The sequence below is a fragment of the Enterobacter sp. BIDMC109 genome (genome assembly GCF_001037885.1).
In the GTDB taxonomy this organism is placed as follows: Bacteria; Pseudomonadota; Gammaproteobacteria; order Enterobacterales; family Enterobacteriaceae; genus Enterobacter; species Enterobacter hormaechei_C.
The window spans coordinates 2,040,708-2,058,549 of record NZ_KQ090002.1; the positions used below are offsets into that span (position 1 = coordinate 2,040,708).

The 17,842-nt window shown below is 56.3% G+C and carries 17 protein-coding genes; 9 read left to right on the plus strand and 8 right to left on the minus strand.

The window, feature by feature from the left end:
• Nucleotides 1–81: 81 nt before the first annotated feature.
• On the plus strand, nt 82–1,506 hold the full coding sequence (locus SK62_RS09725; protein ID WP_047719514.1) for an aminotransferase-like domain-containing protein: 1,425 nt from the start codon (nt 82–84) through the stop codon (nt 1,504–1,506).
• A gap of 139 nt (nt 1,507–1,645) precedes the next feature.
• Entirely contained in the window at nt 1,646–3,070 is a 1,425-nt protein-coding gene (gene patD, locus SK62_RS09730) for an aminobutyraldehyde dehydrogenase (protein WP_047719515.1), read from the plus strand.
• Nucleotides 3,071–3,105: 35 nt separating this feature from the next.
• Here the strand turns inward: patD and SK62_RS09735 are convergent, their stop codons facing one another.
• From SK62_RS09735 to SK62_RS09745, 3 genes are read right to left on the minus strand one after another with little or no spacing between them, the layout of a single operon-like run.
• The gene (locus tag SK62_RS09735; protein WP_003856955.1) at nt 3,106–3,288 is read right to left on the minus strand and encodes a DUF1869 domain-containing protein; all 183 of its coding nucleotides are present in this window, start codon (nt 3,286–3,288) and stop codon (nt 3,106–3,108) included.
• Between the two features lie 3 nt (nt 3,289–3,291).
• On the minus strand, nt 3,292–3,645 hold the full coding sequence (locus tag SK62_RS09740; RefSeq protein ID WP_003856958.1) for a TehB family protein: 354 nt from the start codon (nt 3,643–3,645) through the stop codon (nt 3,292–3,294).
• Nucleotides 3,646–3,672: 27 nt separating this feature from the next.
• Nucleotides 3,673–3,999, minus strand: coding sequence for a TehB family protein (locus SK62_RS09745; protein ID WP_015570441.1), 327 nt, complete (start codon nt 3,997–3,999; stop codon nt 3,673–3,675).
• 243 nt (nt 4,000–4,242) lie between these two features.
• Here SK62_RS09745 and SK62_RS09750 point away from each other — a divergent pair, with 243 nt between their 5' ends.
• Nucleotides 4,243–4,416, plus strand: a complete 174-nt coding sequence (locus SK62_RS09750) for a GhoT/OrtT family toxin (protein ID WP_003856960.1) — start codon at nt 4,243–4,245, stop codon at nt 4,414–4,416.
• Nucleotides 4,417–4,502: 86 nt separating this feature from the next.
• Complete coding sequence (locus tag SK62_RS09755; RefSeq protein ID WP_039270671.1) at nt 4,503–5,261, plus strand: alpha/beta fold hydrolase; 759 nt, start codon at nt 4,503–4,505, stop codon at nt 5,259–5,261.
• A 33-nt stretch (nt 5,262–5,294) separates the two neighbouring features.
• Here SK62_RS09755 and SK62_RS09760 read toward each other — a convergent pair whose 3' ends face one another.
• Genes SK62_RS09760 through SK62_RS09770 form a run of 3 tightly spaced genes read right to left on the minus strand, consistent with a single transcriptional unit; the run spans nt 5,295 to nt 11,789 of the window.
• The gene (locus tag SK62_RS09760; RefSeq protein ID WP_047719516.1) at nt 5,295–7,469 is read right to left on the minus strand and encodes a virulence factor SrfC family protein; all 2,175 of its coding nucleotides are present in this window, start codon (nt 7,467–7,469) and stop codon (nt 5,295–5,297) included.
• The gene (locus SK62_RS09765; RefSeq protein ID WP_047719517.1) at nt 7,466–10,447 is read right to left on the minus strand and encodes a virulence factor SrfB; all 2,982 of its coding nucleotides are present in this window, start codon (nt 10,445–10,447) and stop codon (nt 7,466–7,468) included. The genes SK62_RS09760 and SK62_RS09765 overlap by 4 nt, the downstream gene beginning before the upstream one ends.
• A 4-nt stretch (nt 10,448–10,451) precedes the next feature.
• A complete protein-coding gene (locus tag SK62_RS09770; protein WP_045911775.1) occupies nt 10,452–11,789 on the minus strand; it encodes an SrfA family protein in 1,338 nt (445 codons plus the stop codon).
• A gap of 282 nt (nt 11,790–12,071) precedes the next feature.
• On the opposite strand from SK62_RS09770, the gene SK62_RS09775 reads away from it, so the two are divergent.
• Both SK62_RS09775 and SK62_RS09780 read left to right on the plus strand, forming a co-directional pair.
• Complete coding sequence (locus SK62_RS09775) at nt 12,072–13,670, plus strand: ABC transporter substrate-binding protein (protein WP_017382274.1); 1,599 nt, start codon at nt 12,072–12,074, stop codon at nt 13,668–13,670.
• Nucleotides 13,671–13,771: 101 nt separating this feature from the next.
• A complete protein-coding gene (locus SK62_RS09780) occupies nt 13,772–14,005 on the plus strand; it encodes a YdcY family protein (protein ID WP_032669817.1) in 234 nt (77 codons plus the stop codon).
• Between the two features lie 3 nt (nt 14,006–14,008).
• On the opposite strand, the gene SK62_RS09785 is transcribed toward SK62_RS09780, so the two are convergent.
• Together SK62_RS09785 and SK62_RS09790 are read right to left on the minus strand one after the other, a co-directional pair.
• On the minus strand, nt 14,009–14,458 hold the full coding sequence (locus SK62_RS09785; RefSeq protein ID WP_047717466.1) for a DMT family transporter: 450 nt from the start codon (nt 14,456–14,458) through the stop codon (nt 14,009–14,011).
• Entirely contained in the window at nt 14,455–14,973 is a 519-nt protein-coding gene (locus SK62_RS09790) for a GNAT family N-acetyltransferase (protein WP_047719518.1), read from the minus strand. The genes SK62_RS09785 and SK62_RS09790 overlap by 4 nt, the downstream gene beginning before the upstream one ends.
• Before the next feature lie 148 nt (nt 14,974–15,121).
• Between SK62_RS09790 and SK62_RS09795 the strand changes: the two genes are divergently transcribed.
• The 3 genes from SK62_RS09795 (at nt 15,122) to SK62_RS09805 (ending at nt 17,726) form a co-directional block, all read left to right on the plus strand.
• Nucleotides 15,122–15,697, plus strand: a complete 576-nt coding sequence (locus SK62_RS09795; RefSeq protein ID WP_047719519.1) for a helix-turn-helix domain-containing protein — start codon at nt 15,122–15,124, stop codon at nt 15,695–15,697.
• 66 nt (nt 15,698–15,763) lie between these two features.
• A complete protein-coding gene (locus tag SK62_RS09800) occupies nt 15,764–16,798 on the plus strand; it encodes an NADP-dependent oxidoreductase (RefSeq protein WP_032103593.1) in 1,035 nt (344 codons plus the stop codon).
• A 259-nt stretch (nt 16,799–17,057) separates the two neighbouring features.
• Nucleotides 17,058–17,726 carry a GntR family transcriptional regulator gene (locus SK62_RS09805; protein WP_003856981.1) on the plus strand — a complete coding sequence of 223 codons (669 nt, stop codon included), beginning with the start codon at nt 17,058–17,060 and terminating at the stop codon, nt 17,724–17,726.
• The last annotated feature ends 116 nt before the right edge of the window (nt 17,727–17,842 follow it).

A 17,842-nucleotide genomic window follows, 5' to 3' on the forward strand; every position in this document is an offset into this window, starting at 1 on the left:
CTGCCGCGTTTCCTATAACAGTTAGCAAAATCTTCTCTTTTTCTCCTGCTGATATACACTGTCAGCAATAAGGAGAATCTGATGAAAAAATACCAGCGTCTGGCGCAACAAATTATCTCGCAGATTGAGCTTGGCGTATGGTTGCCGGGCGATAAGCTGCCTTCTCTGCGAGAGCAGGTGGCAAGCAGCAGCATGAGTTTTATGACCGTGGGCCACGCGTATCAGATGCTGGAAAGTCAGGGGCGTATTGTTGCCAGACCGCAGTCAGGCTATTACGTTGCCGCCCGCCCGACCACACACCAGCCTGCACCGCCCGCGCAGGTGATGCGCGATGAAGTGGTCGACATCAACACCTATATTTTCGACGTGCTACAGGCCAGCCGCGACCCCTCCGTTGTCCCTTTTGCCTCGGCGTTTCCCGATCCGCGCCTTTTCCCGCTTCAGCAACTCAACCGATCGCTGGCTAACGTCAGCAAAACGGCTACCGCCATGAGCGTGATTGAAAACCTGCCGCCGGGTAACGTCGACTTACGTCATGCCATTGCCCGTCGCTACGCTCAGCAGGGAATGAATATCTCCCCGGATGAAATTGTGATCACCGCGGGCGCGCTTGAGGCGCTCAACCTCAGTTTGCAGGCTGTGACTGAACCAGGGGACTGGGTTATCGTTGAAAACCCCTGTTTTTATGGCGCACTCCAGGCGCTTGAACGTCTGAAACTGAAAGCGCTGTCGGTTGCCACTGACGTGCGTGAGGGCATCGATCTCAGTGCCCTTGAGCAGGCGTTAAATGATTATCCGGTGAAAGCCTGCTGGCTGATGACCAACAGTCAGAACCCGCTCGGCTTCACGCTGAGTGCAGAGAAGAAAGCTCAGCTGGTGGCCTTACTCACCCGGCATAACGTCACGCTGATTGAAGACGATGTTTATAGCGAACTCTACTTTGGCCGCGAAAAGCCGCTTCCGGCAAAGGCCTGGGATAAGCAGGATATGACGTTGCACTGCTCCTCATTCTCCAAGTGTCTGGTGGCTGGTTTCCGTATTGGCTGGGTGGCGGCGGGAAAACATGCGCGACGTATTCAGCAGTTGCAGCTGATGAGTACGTTGTCCACCAGCTCTCCCATGCAGCTGGCGCTGGTGGATTACCTGGCGACCAAACGTTACGACGCCCACCTTCGCCGTCTGCGACGCACGCTTGCTGAACGCAAACAGCAGGCCTGGCAATCGCTTTTGCGTCATATGCCTGCCGGCGTCAAAATCCATCATAACGACAGCGGCTATTTTTTATGGCTTGAACTGCCTGAACAGCTGGATGCGGGGCGGTTGAGTGAGAAGGCGTTAACCCATCAAATCAGCATTGCGCCCGGCAAGATGTTTTCCACCTCCAATATCTGGACACCGTTTTTCCGTTTCAATACCTCATGGGGCTGGGGCGAGCGGGAGGAGCAGGCGGTCGTCCAGCTGGCGGGGTTAATCCGCGAAATGATGCTGCACCCAGTCACACCTTGATGAAAATTCCTGAAGCGACATGACGCGCGGTCTACCTTTAGTAAGGGAGCGCGGATTGGTAACGTGACGTTGTCACGTTTCTGCCCGCCAGAACGTGTGCTGACAGCGAAAACAATGTCGATTTCAACAGGACGATGCTATGCAAAATCAATTGCTGATTAATGGTGAACTGGTGACCGGCGAAGGTGAGAAGCAGGCGGTTTATAATCCTGCCACGGGTGAAGTGCTGCTGGAGATTGCTGAAGCGTCGGCAGCACAGGTGGACGCTGCCGTCCAGGCTGCCGATCGCGCGTTCACAGAGTGGGGACAAACGACGCCGAAAACGCGCGCCGAATGTCTGTTGAAACTGGCTGATGTGATAGAAGCCAACGCTGACGCGTTCGCAAAAGTGGAGTCCCTTAACTGCGGGAAACCGCTGCACTGTGTTCAGGGAGATGAGATCCCGGCCGTGGTCGATGTGTTTCGCTTCTTTGCCGGGGCCGCCCGCTGCCTGAACGGGCTGGCTGCCGGAGAATACCTCGAAGGACATACCTCGATGATCCGCCGCGACCCGGTTGGCGTTGTCGCCTCTATTGCGCCCTGGAACTACCCTCTGATGATGGCGGCGTGGAAGCTGGCGCCCGCGCTGGCGGCGGGAAACTGTGTCGTCATCAAGCCGTCTGAAATTACCCCGTTGACGGCGCTGAAGCTGGCGGAACTGGCGAAAGATATCTTCCCGCCAGGCGTGCTGAACGTGCTGTTTGGTCGCGGAAAAACCGTAGGAGATCCGCTGACCGGCCACGAAAAAGTCCGTATGGTTTCTCTCACCGGCTCTATTGCTACCGGAGAACATATTATCGGGCATACCGCATCTTCAGTTAAACGTACCCATATGGAATTGGGCGGAAAAGCCCCGGTCATTGTCTTTGACGATGCAGATTTGGATGCCGTGGTTGAAGGCGTGCGTACGTTTGGTTTCTACAATGCTGGTCAGGATTGTACCGCAGCCTGTCGTATCTATGCCCAGAAGGGGATTTACCCCGCGCTGGTCGAAAAGCTGGGCGCAGCCGTTGCCAGCCTGAAAATGGGCGCGCCGGACGATGCGTCAACCGAGCTGGGCCCGCTCAGCTCCGCAGCGCATCTTTCCCGCGTTTGTGCTGCCGTGGACGAAGCCAAAGCCCTAGGACATATCCGCGTCGTCACCGGTGGCAGTAAAAAAGAGGGAGACGGATATTACTTCCAGCCAACGCTGCTGGCCGGGGCGAAGCAGGAAGATGCGATCGTCCAGCGAGAAGTGTTTGGCCCGGTGGTCAGCGTGACAGAATTTGAGGATGAAGCGCAGGTGCTGAGCTGGGCTAACGATTCGCAATACGGCCTGGCCTCGTCCGTCTGGACAAAAGACGTCGGACGCGCCCACCGACTCAGCGCGCGGTTGCAGTATGGCTGCACCTGGGTCAATACCCATTTTATGCTGGTGAGCGAAATGCCGCACGGCGGGATGAAGTTATCCGGTTATGGCAAAGATATGTCGGTCTACGGACTTGAGGATTACACGGTAGTCCGGCATGTCATGATCAAACACTAAACCCTCATGCCCGGCGCAGTGCCGGGCGATTCAGCTTACCAGCCACAGACCTCGTGTTCATTTTCCGTATCGTAGGCACGAACGGTGTTCACCAGATCCTTCACGACATCTGCCGCGACGTCCGGGATCAACAGCTCCATTGGCGCTTCTGTTTCATAATCCACCGACACGCCGTTGCTGTTGTTGGTGACGGTCACGGTATAGGTAGCCTTACCCATTATTTACTCCTTATGCGTGTTGACCACTTTACCGATGCCCGCACCGCTGAGCGTGACGGCAGGATCCGCAAAAAAGTCGATATTAAAATAGGTGTCGTCGGTCAGTAGCTCAATGCGGTGCCATTTTTGCGGTGGGGAGATGCCAAAAGAACCGGCCTCAATGACCACTTCCAGATCGGGTTCGGTGGCGTCGCCATCGGCAAAGCCAAAGTAACGCACCGCACCCTGCATGACGGACAACCGACCGTACACGCCGGCTTTGGTGTTGTGATGAGTAAAAAGCGCTTTTGGGGCGGTCTCTTTATTCCAGAACGGCGTCGAGCGGGTATGAACAAAGTTTTCAGGAATACGTAACATAATAGTTTCCTTCATGTTGGCGGGCGCTTAAAGGGACTTAAGCACCTCAGGTTCAACAAAGAATTCAATATTGAACAGGGTGTCGTCGGTCATCACCTCAATGTGGTGCCATCTCTCTGGCGGGAAAACGCCGAAACGACCCGCTTCAATGACGAGCTCGCTGTCAGGCTCAGGTGTAAATTCATCAGCATAGCCCAGATAACGCACTGCGCCACGCATCACCGACAGGCGAGGGTAAACGCCCGGACGCGTGCCCGTATCCAGGTGGCGTTTAAAAATGCCGGCGGGGGCCGTTTCTTTGTTCCAGAAAGGCGTGGAACGGGTGTGAATGCAACTCTGCGGAATGCGTAGCATGTTTCCTCCCTTAAAAGCCTGCTGGTATTAAACTGCTTTCTGAGGGGATGGATTTATCAAAAAGTGCATTAAATATGCATCTTATCAATAATAACCGTTTTTCTTTACCCGGCGTTGTTACACAAGGTACTCAGTTGTTATTATCCTTAGTATTTAAGTGGTTATGATGTAACGAAAAAACTTGATCTGTGTCAACATATGACGCATATTGCGTGCGGTTATTTTTCGGCTCAGGTAAACAGAATGACGTTGTATCAAAAGATGTTGGTGTTCTACGCAATTATGGCCTCCATCTGCGCATTAATCACCTGGTTCCTGTCTAAAGATCGTAAACGTATTCGCCTGTTGAGCGCATTCCTGGTGGGTTCCACCTGGCCGATGAGCTTTCCTGTTGCCCTGTTGATCTCTCTTTTCTGAAGCACGCTTCCAGAATCGGCATCCAGACATAGCATTCCATACATTGAGGCTGTATAAATATACAGTCCGTCATACATGGAGTGCTTATGAACAGTTTCTATTCGCAGCAAGCAGGCTGCACTGTGCGCTGGCAGGATCTTCCCGGTTTCGGTGACCCGGTTGTGTTTATCCACGGGTTGGGCTGTGCATCGTCGTATGAATATCCTCGTATTGTCTGTGATACCCGTTTCGGGGGGCGCAGAGCCATTCTGATCGATCTTCCCGGTAGCGGTTACAGTGACAAACCTGACAACTACCGTTATCGCACGAGCGAACAGGCGCAGGTGGTGGTTGAACTGTTAAACCATCTCGCCCTGGATAGTCTCTGGCTGTATGGTCATAGCATGGGGGGGAGTATCGCGATCGAAACGGCAGCACTGTTAACGTCGCGCGTTAAGGGCCTGATAGTATCTGAACCCAATTTTCATGCGGGTGGCGGGATGTTCAGCCGAGCAATTGCGGCCCAAACGGAACAACATTTTCTGGAACAGGGCTATGATGACATGCTGCGGGCGGAAACGTCGCCGTGGGCTGGAAGCCTTCAAAGCAATGCCCCCTGGGCCGTCTGGCGCGGCGCAACAAGCCTGGTCGAGGGCGTTAAACCTGACTGGGCACACCTGTTCTTGTCATTGAGCTGCCCGGTAATGTTAGTTTTTGGTGAGCGATCCCTGCCTGATGACGATTTTAATCGCCTGCAACAAAACGGCGTTGCTGTAAAAATTATCCCTGATGCGGGCCATTCAATGTCCTGGGAAAACCCGTCAGCGTTGGCTCAGGCTTTATCTGGCTTCATAAACGGCTCATGAAGGGGTAGCCCGCATTGCTGCGGGCTGCAATGATTAAGACAGCAGGGCAGACAAGGCTTTCCGCGCAGCAGGCTGAACGTCATACGGGCACTGATAATCCACGTTTTCAATCGCGCGGGTGTAGAGCGCAACCAGCCAGTCATAAACATAGGCTGTCGCCGCATGGACAGGCTGCTCGCCAAGTCGGGTAAGACGGGGTGAAGCGCTGCTCACAACTGGCGTCACAAAAATTGGCTGACCTTTGCGGATCCGGCTTGCAGGCCGTTCAGAAACGGGCGTCATTTCATAGCCAAGCCAGCTAATGAAATTGCCTGTCGCGGCATGCAGCTGCGCGGCGCTGCTTTTATTTTTTTCTGCAATGCGTTGCAGTTGCAGCGGCAGATCCAGCCGGTAGCTGGTAACGATCAGCACATCCGCAATCTGCTGTAATACCTCTGCGTCCAGGCCCAGACGGGCAGCCGCCGCGTCGTTGCGACTCCACTGACGAAGATGGTTAACCCACACGTTATGGGCCAGCCGCGCCTTATCCTTGGTCTGCAACGCGCCTGGATTTTCCTGCGTCTCTTCCGCAAACAGATCGATAACATCGTTAAACAGGCCGTTGACCTGTTCCTCACGAGGCTGGTGAACGGTCAGCAGCGTCTCAAACGCGTTTAACGGCGGCAGAAGCCCCTCAAGCAATTCACCATGACGAGCGGCACTGCCTTGCAGCGTTCGGACCATTTTTTCGGCCTGTGCCCGCCCTGCGCCTGGTTCCTGGGTGAGAGGGGCGACATATGGGCGCATCAGCGTCGACAGTGACTCTTGTAACAGCCTTTTCAGCGCGCGGAGACGCTTCTGGCGCTGTGCCGGCAGGGTAGCCTGCGACAGCCACTCAATCACCCGCTGCATGCTGTGGGTATCGAGCGCCTGAAGCGTGCCCCAGCGCAGACCCGGCTGGCCCAGCAATTGCTGCACCGCTTCGTCCAGATTCTGCTTTGTGGTAAACCGCGCATCATGAGGGGTAATGGCCCAGACCAGCCCCGGCAATGCGGATTCTTCAACCGGCTGAGTCTCTTTGATCCAGTTTTGCAGGAGCCTGGCCGTTTTTGCGGTCTGCTGGTGGTGCGCCGTCGCATTACAGATAACCAGGACATCCGGCTGAATGTGCTGCCGATAATGCTCCAGCAACCACAGACATTTTGCCTGCATCATCAGCGGCGTGTTTTCCTCAGAAATGGCAGGAATATCAATGACGTCAACGTTATCCAGCACGCAGTTCTCAACGGGCAGCACCACTTCGCGGGTCAGAGATGCCAGTACATCGACGGGCAGGCTAATGGCGTTAAGCAGCTCGCCGTTTTTTACCGGATGAAGCAGTGTTTCCTGTGCTTCCGGCACGGTAAACGCCCCGTGAGTAAGGAAGCCTTCGCAGGGCAGACCAAAGCTGTCCACCAGCAGACTCAACGGCGCCGCAAGCGCGCTGGCATGGCTGGTTTGATGCAGCACCTGGGCGAATTTAAGCCACTGCTGGGTTAACTCCTGCTGCTCACCCCACAGCAGAGACCAGACGCTGGCGCGGGTGCTGAGATCAAGCGACGGAACCAGCAGGGCAAACTGGTGCCACAGGGCATCATCAATATGCTGCTTAGCGCCGGGTACTACGCTTTGCCAGAACCGGGCAATGGTCGCGACTTCCCGCGCCGTCATTCCCGGCACGCTCTGCGGTTGACGCAGCGCCCGCCACTTTTCAAGCCGGGCTTCAATCACCGATTTATCCACCGCGCGGATCTGCGGATCCAGCGTGGTGCGCGCAATAAACAGCTGCACCAGCTCGGCCTCCGTTACCAGGCGCAGGCGCAGGGGAAACGCGTCGTCTGCGACCTCGCGGGACGCTCTGCTGAAACGCACGGCCATGTTGGTCGGCGCATGCCCGGGGTTAATATGCGAGAAGTAATCAAACGTGCGTTGACCCGGCGTAACGTTCAGCCGTTCGTCGCCGCTGCCGCACAGGGCAGCCAGCAGGTGCGCTTTTGCGGCCTGCGAGTGGCCGTATAAGCCGATGCTGCCCTGGCTGACAAGGGCGCGATCGAGCGCCTCTTCACGTGCCCTTGCTGCGTTAAGGCGGGCAAGCAGGGCGTCGGCTTCGTTATCCAGCATCGGGGCGTGCTGTCGCGTCTCGTTGATCCACCCGATTAAGGCCTGAGTGGTGGCAGTCGTCGCAGTCATTTAAGGTATACGCTCCCGCTGTCGATCCAGTAGTGGCTGCCGCTGTGTCGGCGATCGGCCAGAGTATTCAGTTTAAAGGTCAGGGCGTCCGGCGGCACGGGCGTGCCGTCCTGTAGCCAGGCATCACTCAGCTCGAAAGATTCCGGGCCTTCCTGCTTAGTGCCGCCACGCAGCTTCAGGCGCACGTTCAGTACGCCGTCGCCCGCAATGGCTTTCGCCAGTTCGGCTGAGTTGATGCTCAGGGTATAGAGCGGCGTCGCGGGCCAGCGGGCATTGGCCAGCTGCCGGAAGCCGAGCGTAACGTTGCCGCGCAGCGGGAAGTGCAGACGGGCGTCCAGTTTCGCGCCGGGTTTATCGAGGTCGATATCGTGATACCAGACGTTCTCGTCCCGCAGGGTATTGATCGTGTTATCCAGCACGCCCAGATAGCGCACCGTAGAGTACGCGCCGATATCCGCTGCTTTAAAGTTAAAGCGCGGCAGACGAAGATCCAGCGCCAGGCTACAGAGCATCGCTCCCACCGCAGCGGTGGATTTCGGGTTGCCGATCCGTCCCTGCTGGCTGAACGGATACCATTCATGAACCTGGTATTTATCCAGCCAGACGATGCGGTTGACGGGCACCGGTTGCAGGTGGCGAATCAAGGCCTGAACGCCCGGCAGACAGCCCGGCCGTCCCGTGATCAGCAGGATATCGCAACTGTAATGAGAGATCGCCTCACATACCGCATGAAGCGGGGCGGCAAGCGTGAACTGACCCGCCAGCATGGCGTCCCGCATCTCCCGGAAGCTGACGTGCAGCGGTACGCTGAACAGATCAAAGTGTTCTGAGCCGGCAGGCAACGCATGGTCGATCGCCTGCTGGAGATAATTCATCACGTTGCGCGTCGGTTTTTGCGCAAGCAGATCGCCAAAGGTGGCATGCAGCCCGACCAGCGGATCGTCAACATCGCTCGATTCCCACGCCGCCAGGATCGCGTGACCGATCGGCATAAAGAGCTGAAGCGCCGTCTGCTGGCGCAGGACCGCCTGGGTATCGATCCGCCCGGAGTCACCGAACAGGGATGCCATCAGCTGGGAGGCATCGGCTATGCCGGATTTCTGAAGCTGGGTTTGCAGGGCGGGCAGAACGTAGCGCTGGATCACGTCCAGCAGCGTGTCGTCGCCAGCGACCTTGAACCCTTCGCGGAACAGCAGCTGCGGGGTGATTTTGACGTTATTCCCGGAACCATCATCTAACTGATAGTGCGTGATGGCCATATCCGTCGTGCCGCCGCCGATATCAATCGAGGCCACGCGTAGCGCACGCCCCGGCTGGACGCCAGGCTCAGGCGCGCGATCCGGACGGGCGAGGGAGGCGAAAAAGGCCTCGGTCTGGCCACCAAAATGGGAAATGGCTTCGTTATACAGCCACACCAGCTGGCCGCAGCTGGCCTCGTCCCACTCCATCTGGATCTCAGGGACCGGCACCACGCTTTTTTCCTGCTGCTTGCGGCTGGCAAAATCTTCATCCTGCGGGTGCCAGCCCATCGCCTTCCAGACGATGGCGATGGCTTCGAACATGCGGCGACGGAAAATCTCGCGCTCCTGTTTCGGCATTGCCGAAGGCAGGGTGAGGATCAGCGTCCGCAGCTGGCGGGGAGAGGCCGGGAAGCCGAGCCGCAGGCGGGTGGCCACGCTGTTAATCTGGCCAAGCGCCTGAGCCAGCAGCTCGCAGAGCATGTGCGTCATCAGGGTGCTGCGGCTGTACTGCGGAGAGAACACCGGCAGGCGCTCATCCTGCGGCAGCGTAAAGAGCGGTTCCCCGTCGTCGTTCATCAGGTTCATCAGCGGAAACGCAGTTGCCAGCGGTTCGCGCTGGGTTTTGCTGTTCATCTGGCTAAAGCGCCAGTCCTGCACCACCGGCGTCTCGTCCCACAGATAGCGACGCGGGCTGGAGATGCCGCTGTTGCCTTCCGTGCCCAGACGCTGCATCGCCAGCTTACGCGCTTCATCACCCACGCGGACAATCGACGGCCAGACGAACGCATCCTCCCGGCCGCTTTCCACGGAGAAGTGCTGTTTGCCAAAACGCGCTTCAGAAAACTCAAGTCGGCTGGTAAACAGCGGCTCATTCAGGAACTGCGGCTCACTCAGAGATCGTACCTGAAGTTCAGCCGTCTGGCGCAGGCCGTCGTTGGCATCACCATGATCTTCAATAATCACGCCGCAGGTATGGGTGTTGCCTACGTCAAGGATCAAATCGACAGGAATAGCAGGGGTGCTCAGGGTATGGGTGACAAACTTCACTTCCGGCACGGTGAGTTGTTCACCGAGCATGGAGAGCAGGTTGAGCCAGTGCGCCTGATATTCAAAGCTGCGCATGGCCTGATGCAGCTCGCGCTCGGAGCGTTTTTCAACCCCGTCGGCAAACTGCGTGAAGGCTTCGCGCAGCCAGCCGTCAATCCAGGTCTGGTCGAGGAAACTCTCAACCTCACTGTCGCGCCAGGCGAGCGCGAAACGCGTGCCGTTCAGGATATCGTTTTCAACCGGCGACAGGGCAGACGTCGCATGCTCTGCAATCTGGCTGTCGAGCGCGACGGTGACCCGGTGCGTATTGCCAGCTGCGTCGGGCGTGGAAAGCTTTCGTACCTGGACGCGCGCCCAGTTATCCGGGCCTTCAACAAACGTCCGCGGCGGGTTAAAGCGCAGGAAAGGGAGTGGCAGCCAGACGCCGTCCAGCACGGTCAGGGAGTCATGCAGTGGAATGGTGCTTTCAGGCTTGACCACTTCCGGCTGCCCGCCATCGGTGGCAGGGAGCGTGTACCGGCCGTTAACCAGGTCAAAATCCAGACGCAGCAGCGGGCCATTTGCCGTTTTACGCACGAAACGCCCGTTGCTGGCGGTGTCCTGCGGAGTCAGGCCAAAATCGAGAAACTGCACGCCGCTGTTAGCAATCAGCGTCACGCTCTGTTTATAGTCGCAAAGATTAACCAGCATAGGATCAAACACCTGCTTTCTTGAACGTCAAAGGAACGACGGTGTTGGCATCGTAACGTGCGGTGCATTCCGCCACATCGCTGGCACCTGCCTTACAGGTCACTTCCGGCATCGGATAGCGTGAACCGTCGGTGCAACGCGCGTTTCCGCGCGTTTTGATCAACAGCTCGCCGTTGCTGTGTAATCCGGAAAAGACGTCTACCCGGCAGACAATGTTGTCGCCATGCACGACCCGGGCGAAACCTTTATTGTTCTGGATCTGGTAGCGCAGCGACGGCGGTTTGCCGGTGAGCGGATCCTGCACATCGAGAAACGCGCGCCAGGTGCCGTTCAGGAAGCGCGTTAACCCCGCTTTGACCTGGTTTGCCTCCATCACCATCGCATCTTTCGGTATCGCGGTAATGACCACCGGTTCGGCTGCCGGGGCAGGCGTTTTCACCTTCGGCTCTACCACTTCGGCCTGGTGCAGCGGGAGTTTCAGTTCAAGCGGCTCAACCGTCTTTATGGGGGCCGGAGCAATGGCGACGGGTACTGGCGCTGGTGTGGCAACAGGCGCTGCGATCGGGGCCTGTTTTGGCCAGAGCAGCGGGGTGGCGATGGCTGCAATAATGACGGCGGCAACCGGCAGCAACCACAGGGGGGAGCGACGTTTTTTCTGTATGGCCGCCGGTGCGGGCTCTGGCGGCGCGGCGTTCATGCGCACCGGCTCTGGCGTATACAGTTCATCGTCGGTGATACGGACTGTAGTCACAGGCGTGATAAGCGGCGCGTCGGCCTGCTCAAAGGTCACCACCGGGGCCGGTTCTGGCTCCGGTTCAGGTTCAGGCTCGTTAATCACCACTGGCTCAGGTTCAGGGACCAACGATTCGCGCAGGCAGTCCAGCACGTCATCGCGCGCGTTTTCGTTAAGGTTGACGAAACCCCAGAAGCAGATCACCGGTTTGCCATCCACCAGGAAAACAAAGTTTTCACCGGGAAACTGAAAGGCTTTTGAGAGCAGAGAGCCAAACAGTTGCTGCGCCGTTTTCGGTGACTGAAGGCATTTTTTACTCAGCGACTCCACGCTGGTGAGCGTGTTTTCCAGATAGCGCAGGGCGCGATAACGATCATCTTCATCCGCCGCCTTCCAGCTGGAGACGGTTCCCTCAACCGGGGAGTACCAGTCAACGCGATCGCCGCCGTCGTTGACCTGGGGGATGGCCAGGCAATCAACGATAGCCTGTTGTTTGCGCAACCGAAGCGCTTCGCGGATTTGCAGCGCTGATTCAAAAACGGCCTGTCCGCCGCCGCCAACGGCCTGAAAATCATCCAGATTACCGCTGCGTAAAAGTGTTTTTGCCACGATTTGGTCCTGTAGACTTTTTCACGCCATTACTTTAGCGAATCAGGTAAGCAAGCAAACGGCTGAGGAGACGGCAAAAGGGACGATTTCTTGCGGCATTGATCGTGACGGTTGTGCTTGACGAATAATGGACCTTAAGGCAAATCGGTTTCTGCGGGCTGATGCTAAAACCAGCGAAATGTACGGCTTTAGAATAACCTGATAGTGATTCGTTATTTGTCAGGCCAAAACGTCTGTGCTGTTATTACTGTTCACTATAATAAAACCGAAAGGGTAATAACCATGTCTACAGGGAAAACCGTGCTCGCCCTCGCGCTGAGCGCGCTGCTACCGGCAAGCGCCGCATGGGCGGCAAACAAAGACACCATTATCTACTGCTCCGAGGCGTCGCCGGAGTCGTTTAACCCGCAGATCGCCAGCTCTGGGCCCTCATTTGTCGCCAGCTCGCAAACGCTGTATAACCGTCTGATTAACTTCGACCCGGTAAAAAACACGCCGGTGCCTTCTCTGGCCGAGTCGTGGACCATTTCGCCAGACGGCAAAACATACACGTTTACCCTGCGTAAAGGGGTAAAGTTCAACAGCAATAAATACTTCAAACCGACCCGTGATTTTAACGCTGATGACGTTATTTTCTCCGTTATGCGTCAGAAAGACCCTAAGCATCCCTATCACAATGTTTCCCAGGGTAATTACGAATACTTCAATGACGTGGGCCTCGACAAGCTCATTCAGGATGTGAAAAAGATCGACGATTATCACGTTCAGTTCACGCTGAGTGAACCCAACGCGGCGTTCCTGGCCGACTGGGGAATGGACTTCGCCTCGATCCTCTCTGCCGAGTACGCGGACGCGATGCTGAAAAAGGGTACGCCTGAAAATGTGGATACCTGGCCAATCGGCACCGGCCCGTATGTGCTTCAGCAGTACAAGGTGGATTCGCTGATCCGCTACGTCGCCAATCCGAACTACTGGGAGGGAGAGGTGCCGACCAAACACCTGATCTTCTCCATCACGCCAAACGTTGAGACGCGTCTGGCTAAGCTGCAAACGAACGAGTGTCAGATCATTCCTGCGCCGTCGCCGGTGCAGTTTGAAGCGATCAAGAAAAACAAAGACCTGACCCTGCACTCGGTGGATGCGCTGAACGTGGGGTACCTGGCGTTCAACACGGAGAAAAAACCGTTTGATAACGTGCTGGTGCGCCAGGCTCTGAATTACGCAACGGACAAAAAGGCCATTGTTAACGCGGTCTTTATGGGGTCTGGTACGGTCGCTAAATCACCGATCCCGCCGAACATGCTCGGCTTTAACAAAGACCTGAAGGATTACGGCTACGATCCGGAAAAAGCGAAAGCGCTGCTGAAGCAGGCGGGTCTGGATAAGGGCGCGGAAGTGACCCTCTGGTCCATGCCGGTTCAGCGTCCGTACAACCCGAACTCGCGACGCATTGCGGAGATGATCCAGGCTGACTGGGCGAAAGTGGGCGTGAAGGCGAAAATCGTCTCATACGAGTGGGGGGAATATCTCTCCGGCATGCGTAAAGGCGAGCATGATTCCGCGCTGTTCGGCTGGATGTCTGATAACGGCGATCCGGACAACTTCGCCGATGTGCTGCTGGGTTGTAACAGCATCAAAACCGGATCTAACGCCGCGCGCTGGTGTGATAAGGGGTATGATGAGCTGGTGCAAAAGGCCAAACTGACCAGCAACCCGGACGAACGTGCGAAGCTGTATGGCCAGGCACAGGAGATTTTCTACCAGCAGGCACCGTGGATTGCGTTAGCTAACGGCAAAACGTTCTACGCGACCCGCAGCAATGTGACCGGGTACAGCGTGAGCCTGATGGGCAGTGACTTCTCGAAAGCGAAGCTGAACTGATCGTATTCTTGCCGGGTGGCGGCTACGCCTTACCGGGCCTACAGTTAGCACCCGTAGGCCCGGTAAGCGTAGCGCCACCGGGCACGTGAAAAGGAGTGACAATGTCACATTTAACCGATGTTATCGCCCGCGTCGACGCCGCCATCGAAGAGAGCGTAATTACCCACATGAACGAACTGCTGATCGAATTAAGCGATGATGCAGAGCTCAGCCGTGAAGATCGCTATACCCAGCAGCAGCGCCTGCGTACCGCGATTGCGCATCATGGTAAGCAGCATAAAGAAGAGGCGGAGGCGCGCCATGCCCACCTCACGCAGGGTGGGACTATCCTGTAAGGGTTAAAACTGGCGCCGTGCCACCAGCCAGGCGCCGACCACCAGCATCACTGCGCCGCAGACCGGGCCTACCAGCGCCCGCAGGGGGACACCGTTGCTCTTGAGGATGTCCATCACCAGGCCGCCAATCAGCTGGCTTGCCACCAGCACGGCAATGGTCGTTGCCGCGCCCACATTCTGATACCCGCTAATACTGGCAAAGACAAAAAATGACCCCAGCAGGCCGGGGACTAACGTCCACCAGCGCACCGTTGACGCCAGTTCGCTAAACCCCGCCAGGCCATTTTTCATAAGCAAAATGCTGACAAACAGCACAATTCCCACCAGCGAGTTCAGCAACATGGCGATAAGAATAGTGGAAGAGGATTGCGTAATGCGCACCATCAGGGTGTTTTGTACCACCAGCCCAATCCCGGCGGCCACCAGAAACGCTAACGTCAACGATTGATTCATGGCAGAGCATCCGGATCGTTGCGCTCATCGAGCTGGAGTTGCATAAAGGTTAAATCCAGCCAGCGACCGAATTTGGTTCCCACCTGCGGCATATTACCGGTGGTAACAAAGCCCAGGGTTTCGTGCAGATGAATCGACGCATGGTTCTGCGCCTCGATACCGGCAACCATCACATGTTTACCAATCTGGCGGGCTTCCTTGATTAATTCCGTCATCAGCAGCCGACCGATGCCTTTGCCCTGATGATCGGGATGAACGTAAACCGAGTGCTCCACCGTATGGCGAAAACCGTCGAACGCTCGCCAGTCGCCAAATGAGGCGTATCCCGTCACAACACCTTCTTCTTCACTGACCAGCACCGGATAACCCAACAGCGTGCGCGCCTCAAACCATGCAATACGGTTATCGGTGTCGACAGTTGTATCGTTCCAGATGGCGGCGGTGTGCAGCACCGCATGGTTATAAATTTCACCGATAGCGGCACAATCTTCTTTGCAGGCATGACGAACGATCATGGTAAACCTCTGGCTGTGTTGTTTACTATAGTAGTACGATTCACTCACAATATTACACAGTTCTTGTGTTGCATCGCTACGACAAAATCCCTATTTTTTTGTCACCAAACTGCCCCGAAAAACCATCCGTACACTATAGTATGACGTCATGAACACAATGACAGACAATATGAATCAACGCATTAGCGCCCGCATACGCCTTGAACGCGAGTCGCGGGGCTGGTCATTAAGCGAACTGGCCGAACGGGCAGGTATTTCACGCGCCATGATCCATAAGATTGAACGGGGGGACAGTAGCCCAACGGCGACGCTGCTTGCCCGGTTATCCGGTGCCTTCGGTATTAGCATGTCTACGCTCATTGCGCGCGCGGAAATGCAGGAGGGCAAACTGTTACGTCTGGCGAACCAGCCCGTCTGGCGCGATCCGCAAACCCACTATTTACGTCGTCATGTGTCGCCGCGCAGCGATATGCCTATTGACCTCGTCCAGGTGGAACTGCCCGCGGGCAGCGATGTGCCGATGCCCGCCTCCTCTTATGCGCTGGCGCGACAGCTGATTTGGTTGCAGGCAGGTGAACTGGTCTTTCTGGAGGGGGACACCCGCCATGAAATGAAGGCCGGAGATTGTCTGGAACTCGGGCCGCCGAACGACTGCCGGTTTATTAACAAAACGGATGAATCGTGCCTTTATCTGGTCGTGCGGCTTAATCAGTCCGGCTCATAATGCAAAGGCGATCCGCTGGATAACGTGCCAGACTTGAATGACATTTTCAGCTGTAAGGAGCGATGAATGAGTCAATCAACTACGCAAAACCGACGCTGGGTACTGGCTTCCCGTCCACACGGCGCACCGGTTGCCGAAAATTTCCGCCTGGAAGAGCAGCCGATCCCCACGCCCGCAGAGGGGCAGGTGTTATTACGCACCGTATGGCTCTCGCTTGATCCGTACATGCGGGGCCGTATGAGCGATGCCCCATCCTATTCACCTCCTGTCGAGATTGGCGCGGTGATGGTGGGCGGCACGGTAAGCCGCGTCGAGACCTCCCGCCATCCGGATTATAAAGAGGGCGAGTGGGTTCTGGGCTACAGCGGCTGGCAGGAGTATGAACTTTCCGACGGGAAAGGACTGGTCAGGCTGGGCGAAAACCCGTCGCACCCTTCATGGGCACTCGGCGTGCTGGGAATGCCGGGCTTCACCGCGTATATGGGGCTGCTTGATATCGGCCAGCCTCAGGCGGGGGAAACGCTTGTCGTGGCGGCAGCCACGGGGCCGGTCGGCGCAACGGTGGGGCAGATCGGTAAAATCAAGGGGTGCCGGGTTATCGGCGTGGCCGGCGGGGAGGAGAAATGCCGCCATGCGGTCGACGTGCTCGGTTTCGACGCCTGTCTGGATCACCATGCGGATGATTTTTCCGAACAGCTGGCGAAAGCCTGCCCGCAGGGCATTGACGTGTATTATGAAAACGTCGGCGGTAAAGTCTTTGACGCCGTACTGCCGCTCCTGAATACCTCCGCGCGCGTACCTGTTTGCGGACTGGTCAGCGGCTACAACGCGACCAACCTGCCGGATGGTCCGGATCGCTTGCCGCTGCTGATGGGGACCATCCTCAAAAAACGCATCCGCATGCAGGGCTTTATCATCGCTCAGGACTATGGTCATCGTATCGACGAGTTCCAGCAGGAAATGGGACGTTGGGTGAAGGAAGGCAAAATTCACTATCGCGAGCAGGTCACCGAAGGGCTGGACGCGGCGCCGGAGGCGCTGATTGGGCTGCTGGAAGGGAAAAACTTCGGCAAGGTCGTGATCCGCGTGGCGGCGGACTAAACAGAGCATCGGTTATGGCGGGCAAAGTCCGCCATAATTATTTGTGAAGATACGATATATTGTCTTTAATTAATCCATAAGCATTGCGCGCCATCGGCCCAGCTGAGCCAGAAGTGGTAAACGTAATATTAATTGAACAATTTTTATTTTAACGCGCGCCCTTCATACCAGGCATGACGATACAGGATATATCAAACCGGCGATGTTTTTTTAAACAGTCGCTGAAAATGGCATTTTGTTTTGGCTACGGGAATTAAACATGCTTGATTTGGAAAACCTGGAAAAAGCACAAAGAATCAGTCTGACGATGCAAGTTGAGAACAGTTTAAAGGGAGCGTTAATTACGGGCTCATTAAAACCTGGGGCTCGACTCATCACGAAAGAGATTGCGGATAAATTAGGCACCAGCATCACACCGGTGCGCGAAGCCCTGCTGCGCCTGGTGTCGGCAGGCGCATTACAGGCCACGCCTGCTCAGGCGTTTTTGGTGCCAGAGGTTACGCTGGAGCGTTATAACGAAATTAACGCCATTCGAAAACAGCTTGAGCCGATGGCCGTTGCGGCGGCGTGTCAGAATATGACCGAGACCAAACTGGATGCATTACGCGCGCTGTCAGATAACTTCAGCACCGCCATGCATCAGGGCGACGTGCAGAAGGCGATCCATGCCAACCGCGTGTTCCGGTTTACGCTTTATCAGTATGCCGAAATGCCGACCCTGAACTCGCTGATTGAGCAGCTCTGGGTACGGATTGGTCCGTGTATCAACTACCTGCACGAAGAGATGAAAGATATCCCTGCAACGACTTACCATTATGCCGATCTGCTTTCTGCGCTTGAGCAAAGGGACGTGACGGCCAGTCGGGAAGCGATCGACCGAGCCATTGATGAAGCTAATATCCTCCTGCAACGGCAATACTACAGTTAAGGATCGCACTGGCGCACTTATTTTTTATTCGTTTTAAACTTCCCTGAGTATATTCCCGGCGCTTAAGGCTACCGGGAATGATGTTATTTTTTACCGGCAACGTGCGCTGCCGGAAA

Excerpts from the sequence above, each read along its gene's own strand:
- SK62_RS09790 (WP_047719518.1), bottom strand. The coding sequence starts at position 14,973 with ATGATCGTTCGTCATGCCTGCAAAGAAGATTGTGCCGCTATCGGTGAA.
- SK62_RS09765 (WP_047719517.1), bottom strand. The coding sequence starts at position 10,447 with ATGCTGGTTAATCTTTGCGACTATAAACAGAGCGTGACGCTGATTGCT.
- SK62_RS09725 (WP_047719514.1), top strand. The coding sequence starts at position 82 with ATGAAAAAATACCAGCGTCTGGCGCAACAAATTATCTCGCAGATTGAG.
- SK62_RS09750 (WP_003856960.1), top strand. The coding sequence starts at position 4,243 with ATGACGTTGTATCAAAAGATGTTGGTGTTCTACGCAATTATGGCCTCC.
- SK62_RS09805 (WP_003856981.1), top strand. The coding sequence starts at position 17,058 with ATGCTTGATTTGGAAAACCTGGAAAAAGCACAAAGAATCAGTCTGACG.
- SK62_RS09775 (WP_017382274.1), top strand. The coding sequence starts at position 12,072 with ATGTCTACAGGGAAAACCGTGCTCGCCCTCGCGCTGAGCGCGCTGCTA.
- SK62_RS09780 (WP_032669817.1), top strand. The coding sequence starts at position 13,772 with ATGTCACATTTAACCGATGTTATCGCCCGCGTCGACGCCGCCATCGAA.
- SK62_RS09795 (WP_047719519.1), top strand. The coding sequence starts at position 15,122 with ATGAACACAATGACAGACAATATGAATCAACGCATTAGCGCCCGCATA.
- SK62_RS09740 (WP_003856958.1), bottom strand. The coding sequence starts at position 3,645 with ATGTTACGTATTCCTGAAAACTTTGTTCATACCCGCTCGACGCCGTTC.
- SK62_RS09755 (WP_039270671.1), top strand. The coding sequence starts at position 4,503 with ATGAACAGTTTCTATTCGCAGCAAGCAGGCTGCACTGTGCGCTGGCAG.
- SK62_RS09785 (WP_047717466.1), bottom strand. The coding sequence starts at position 14,458 with ATGAATCAATCGTTGACGTTAGCGTTTCTGGTGGCCGCCGGGATTGGG.
- SK62_RS09800 (WP_032103593.1), top strand. The coding sequence starts at position 15,764 with ATGAGTCAATCAACTACGCAAAACCGACGCTGGGTACTGGCTTCCCGT.
- SK62_RS09735 (WP_003856955.1), bottom strand. The coding sequence starts at position 3,288 with ATGGGTAAGGCTACCTATACCGTGACCGTCACCAACAACAGCAACGGC.
- SK62_RS09745 (WP_015570441.1), bottom strand. The coding sequence starts at position 3,999 with ATGCTACGCATTCCGCAGAGTTGCATTCACACCCGTTCCACGCCTTTC.
- SK62_RS09760 (WP_047719516.1), bottom strand. The coding sequence starts at position 7,469 with ATGACTGCGACGACTGCCACCACTCAGGCCTTAATCGGGTGGATCAAC.
- patD (WP_047719515.1), top strand. The coding sequence starts at position 1,646 with ATGCAAAATCAATTGCTGATTAATGGTGAACTGGTGACCGGCGAAGGT.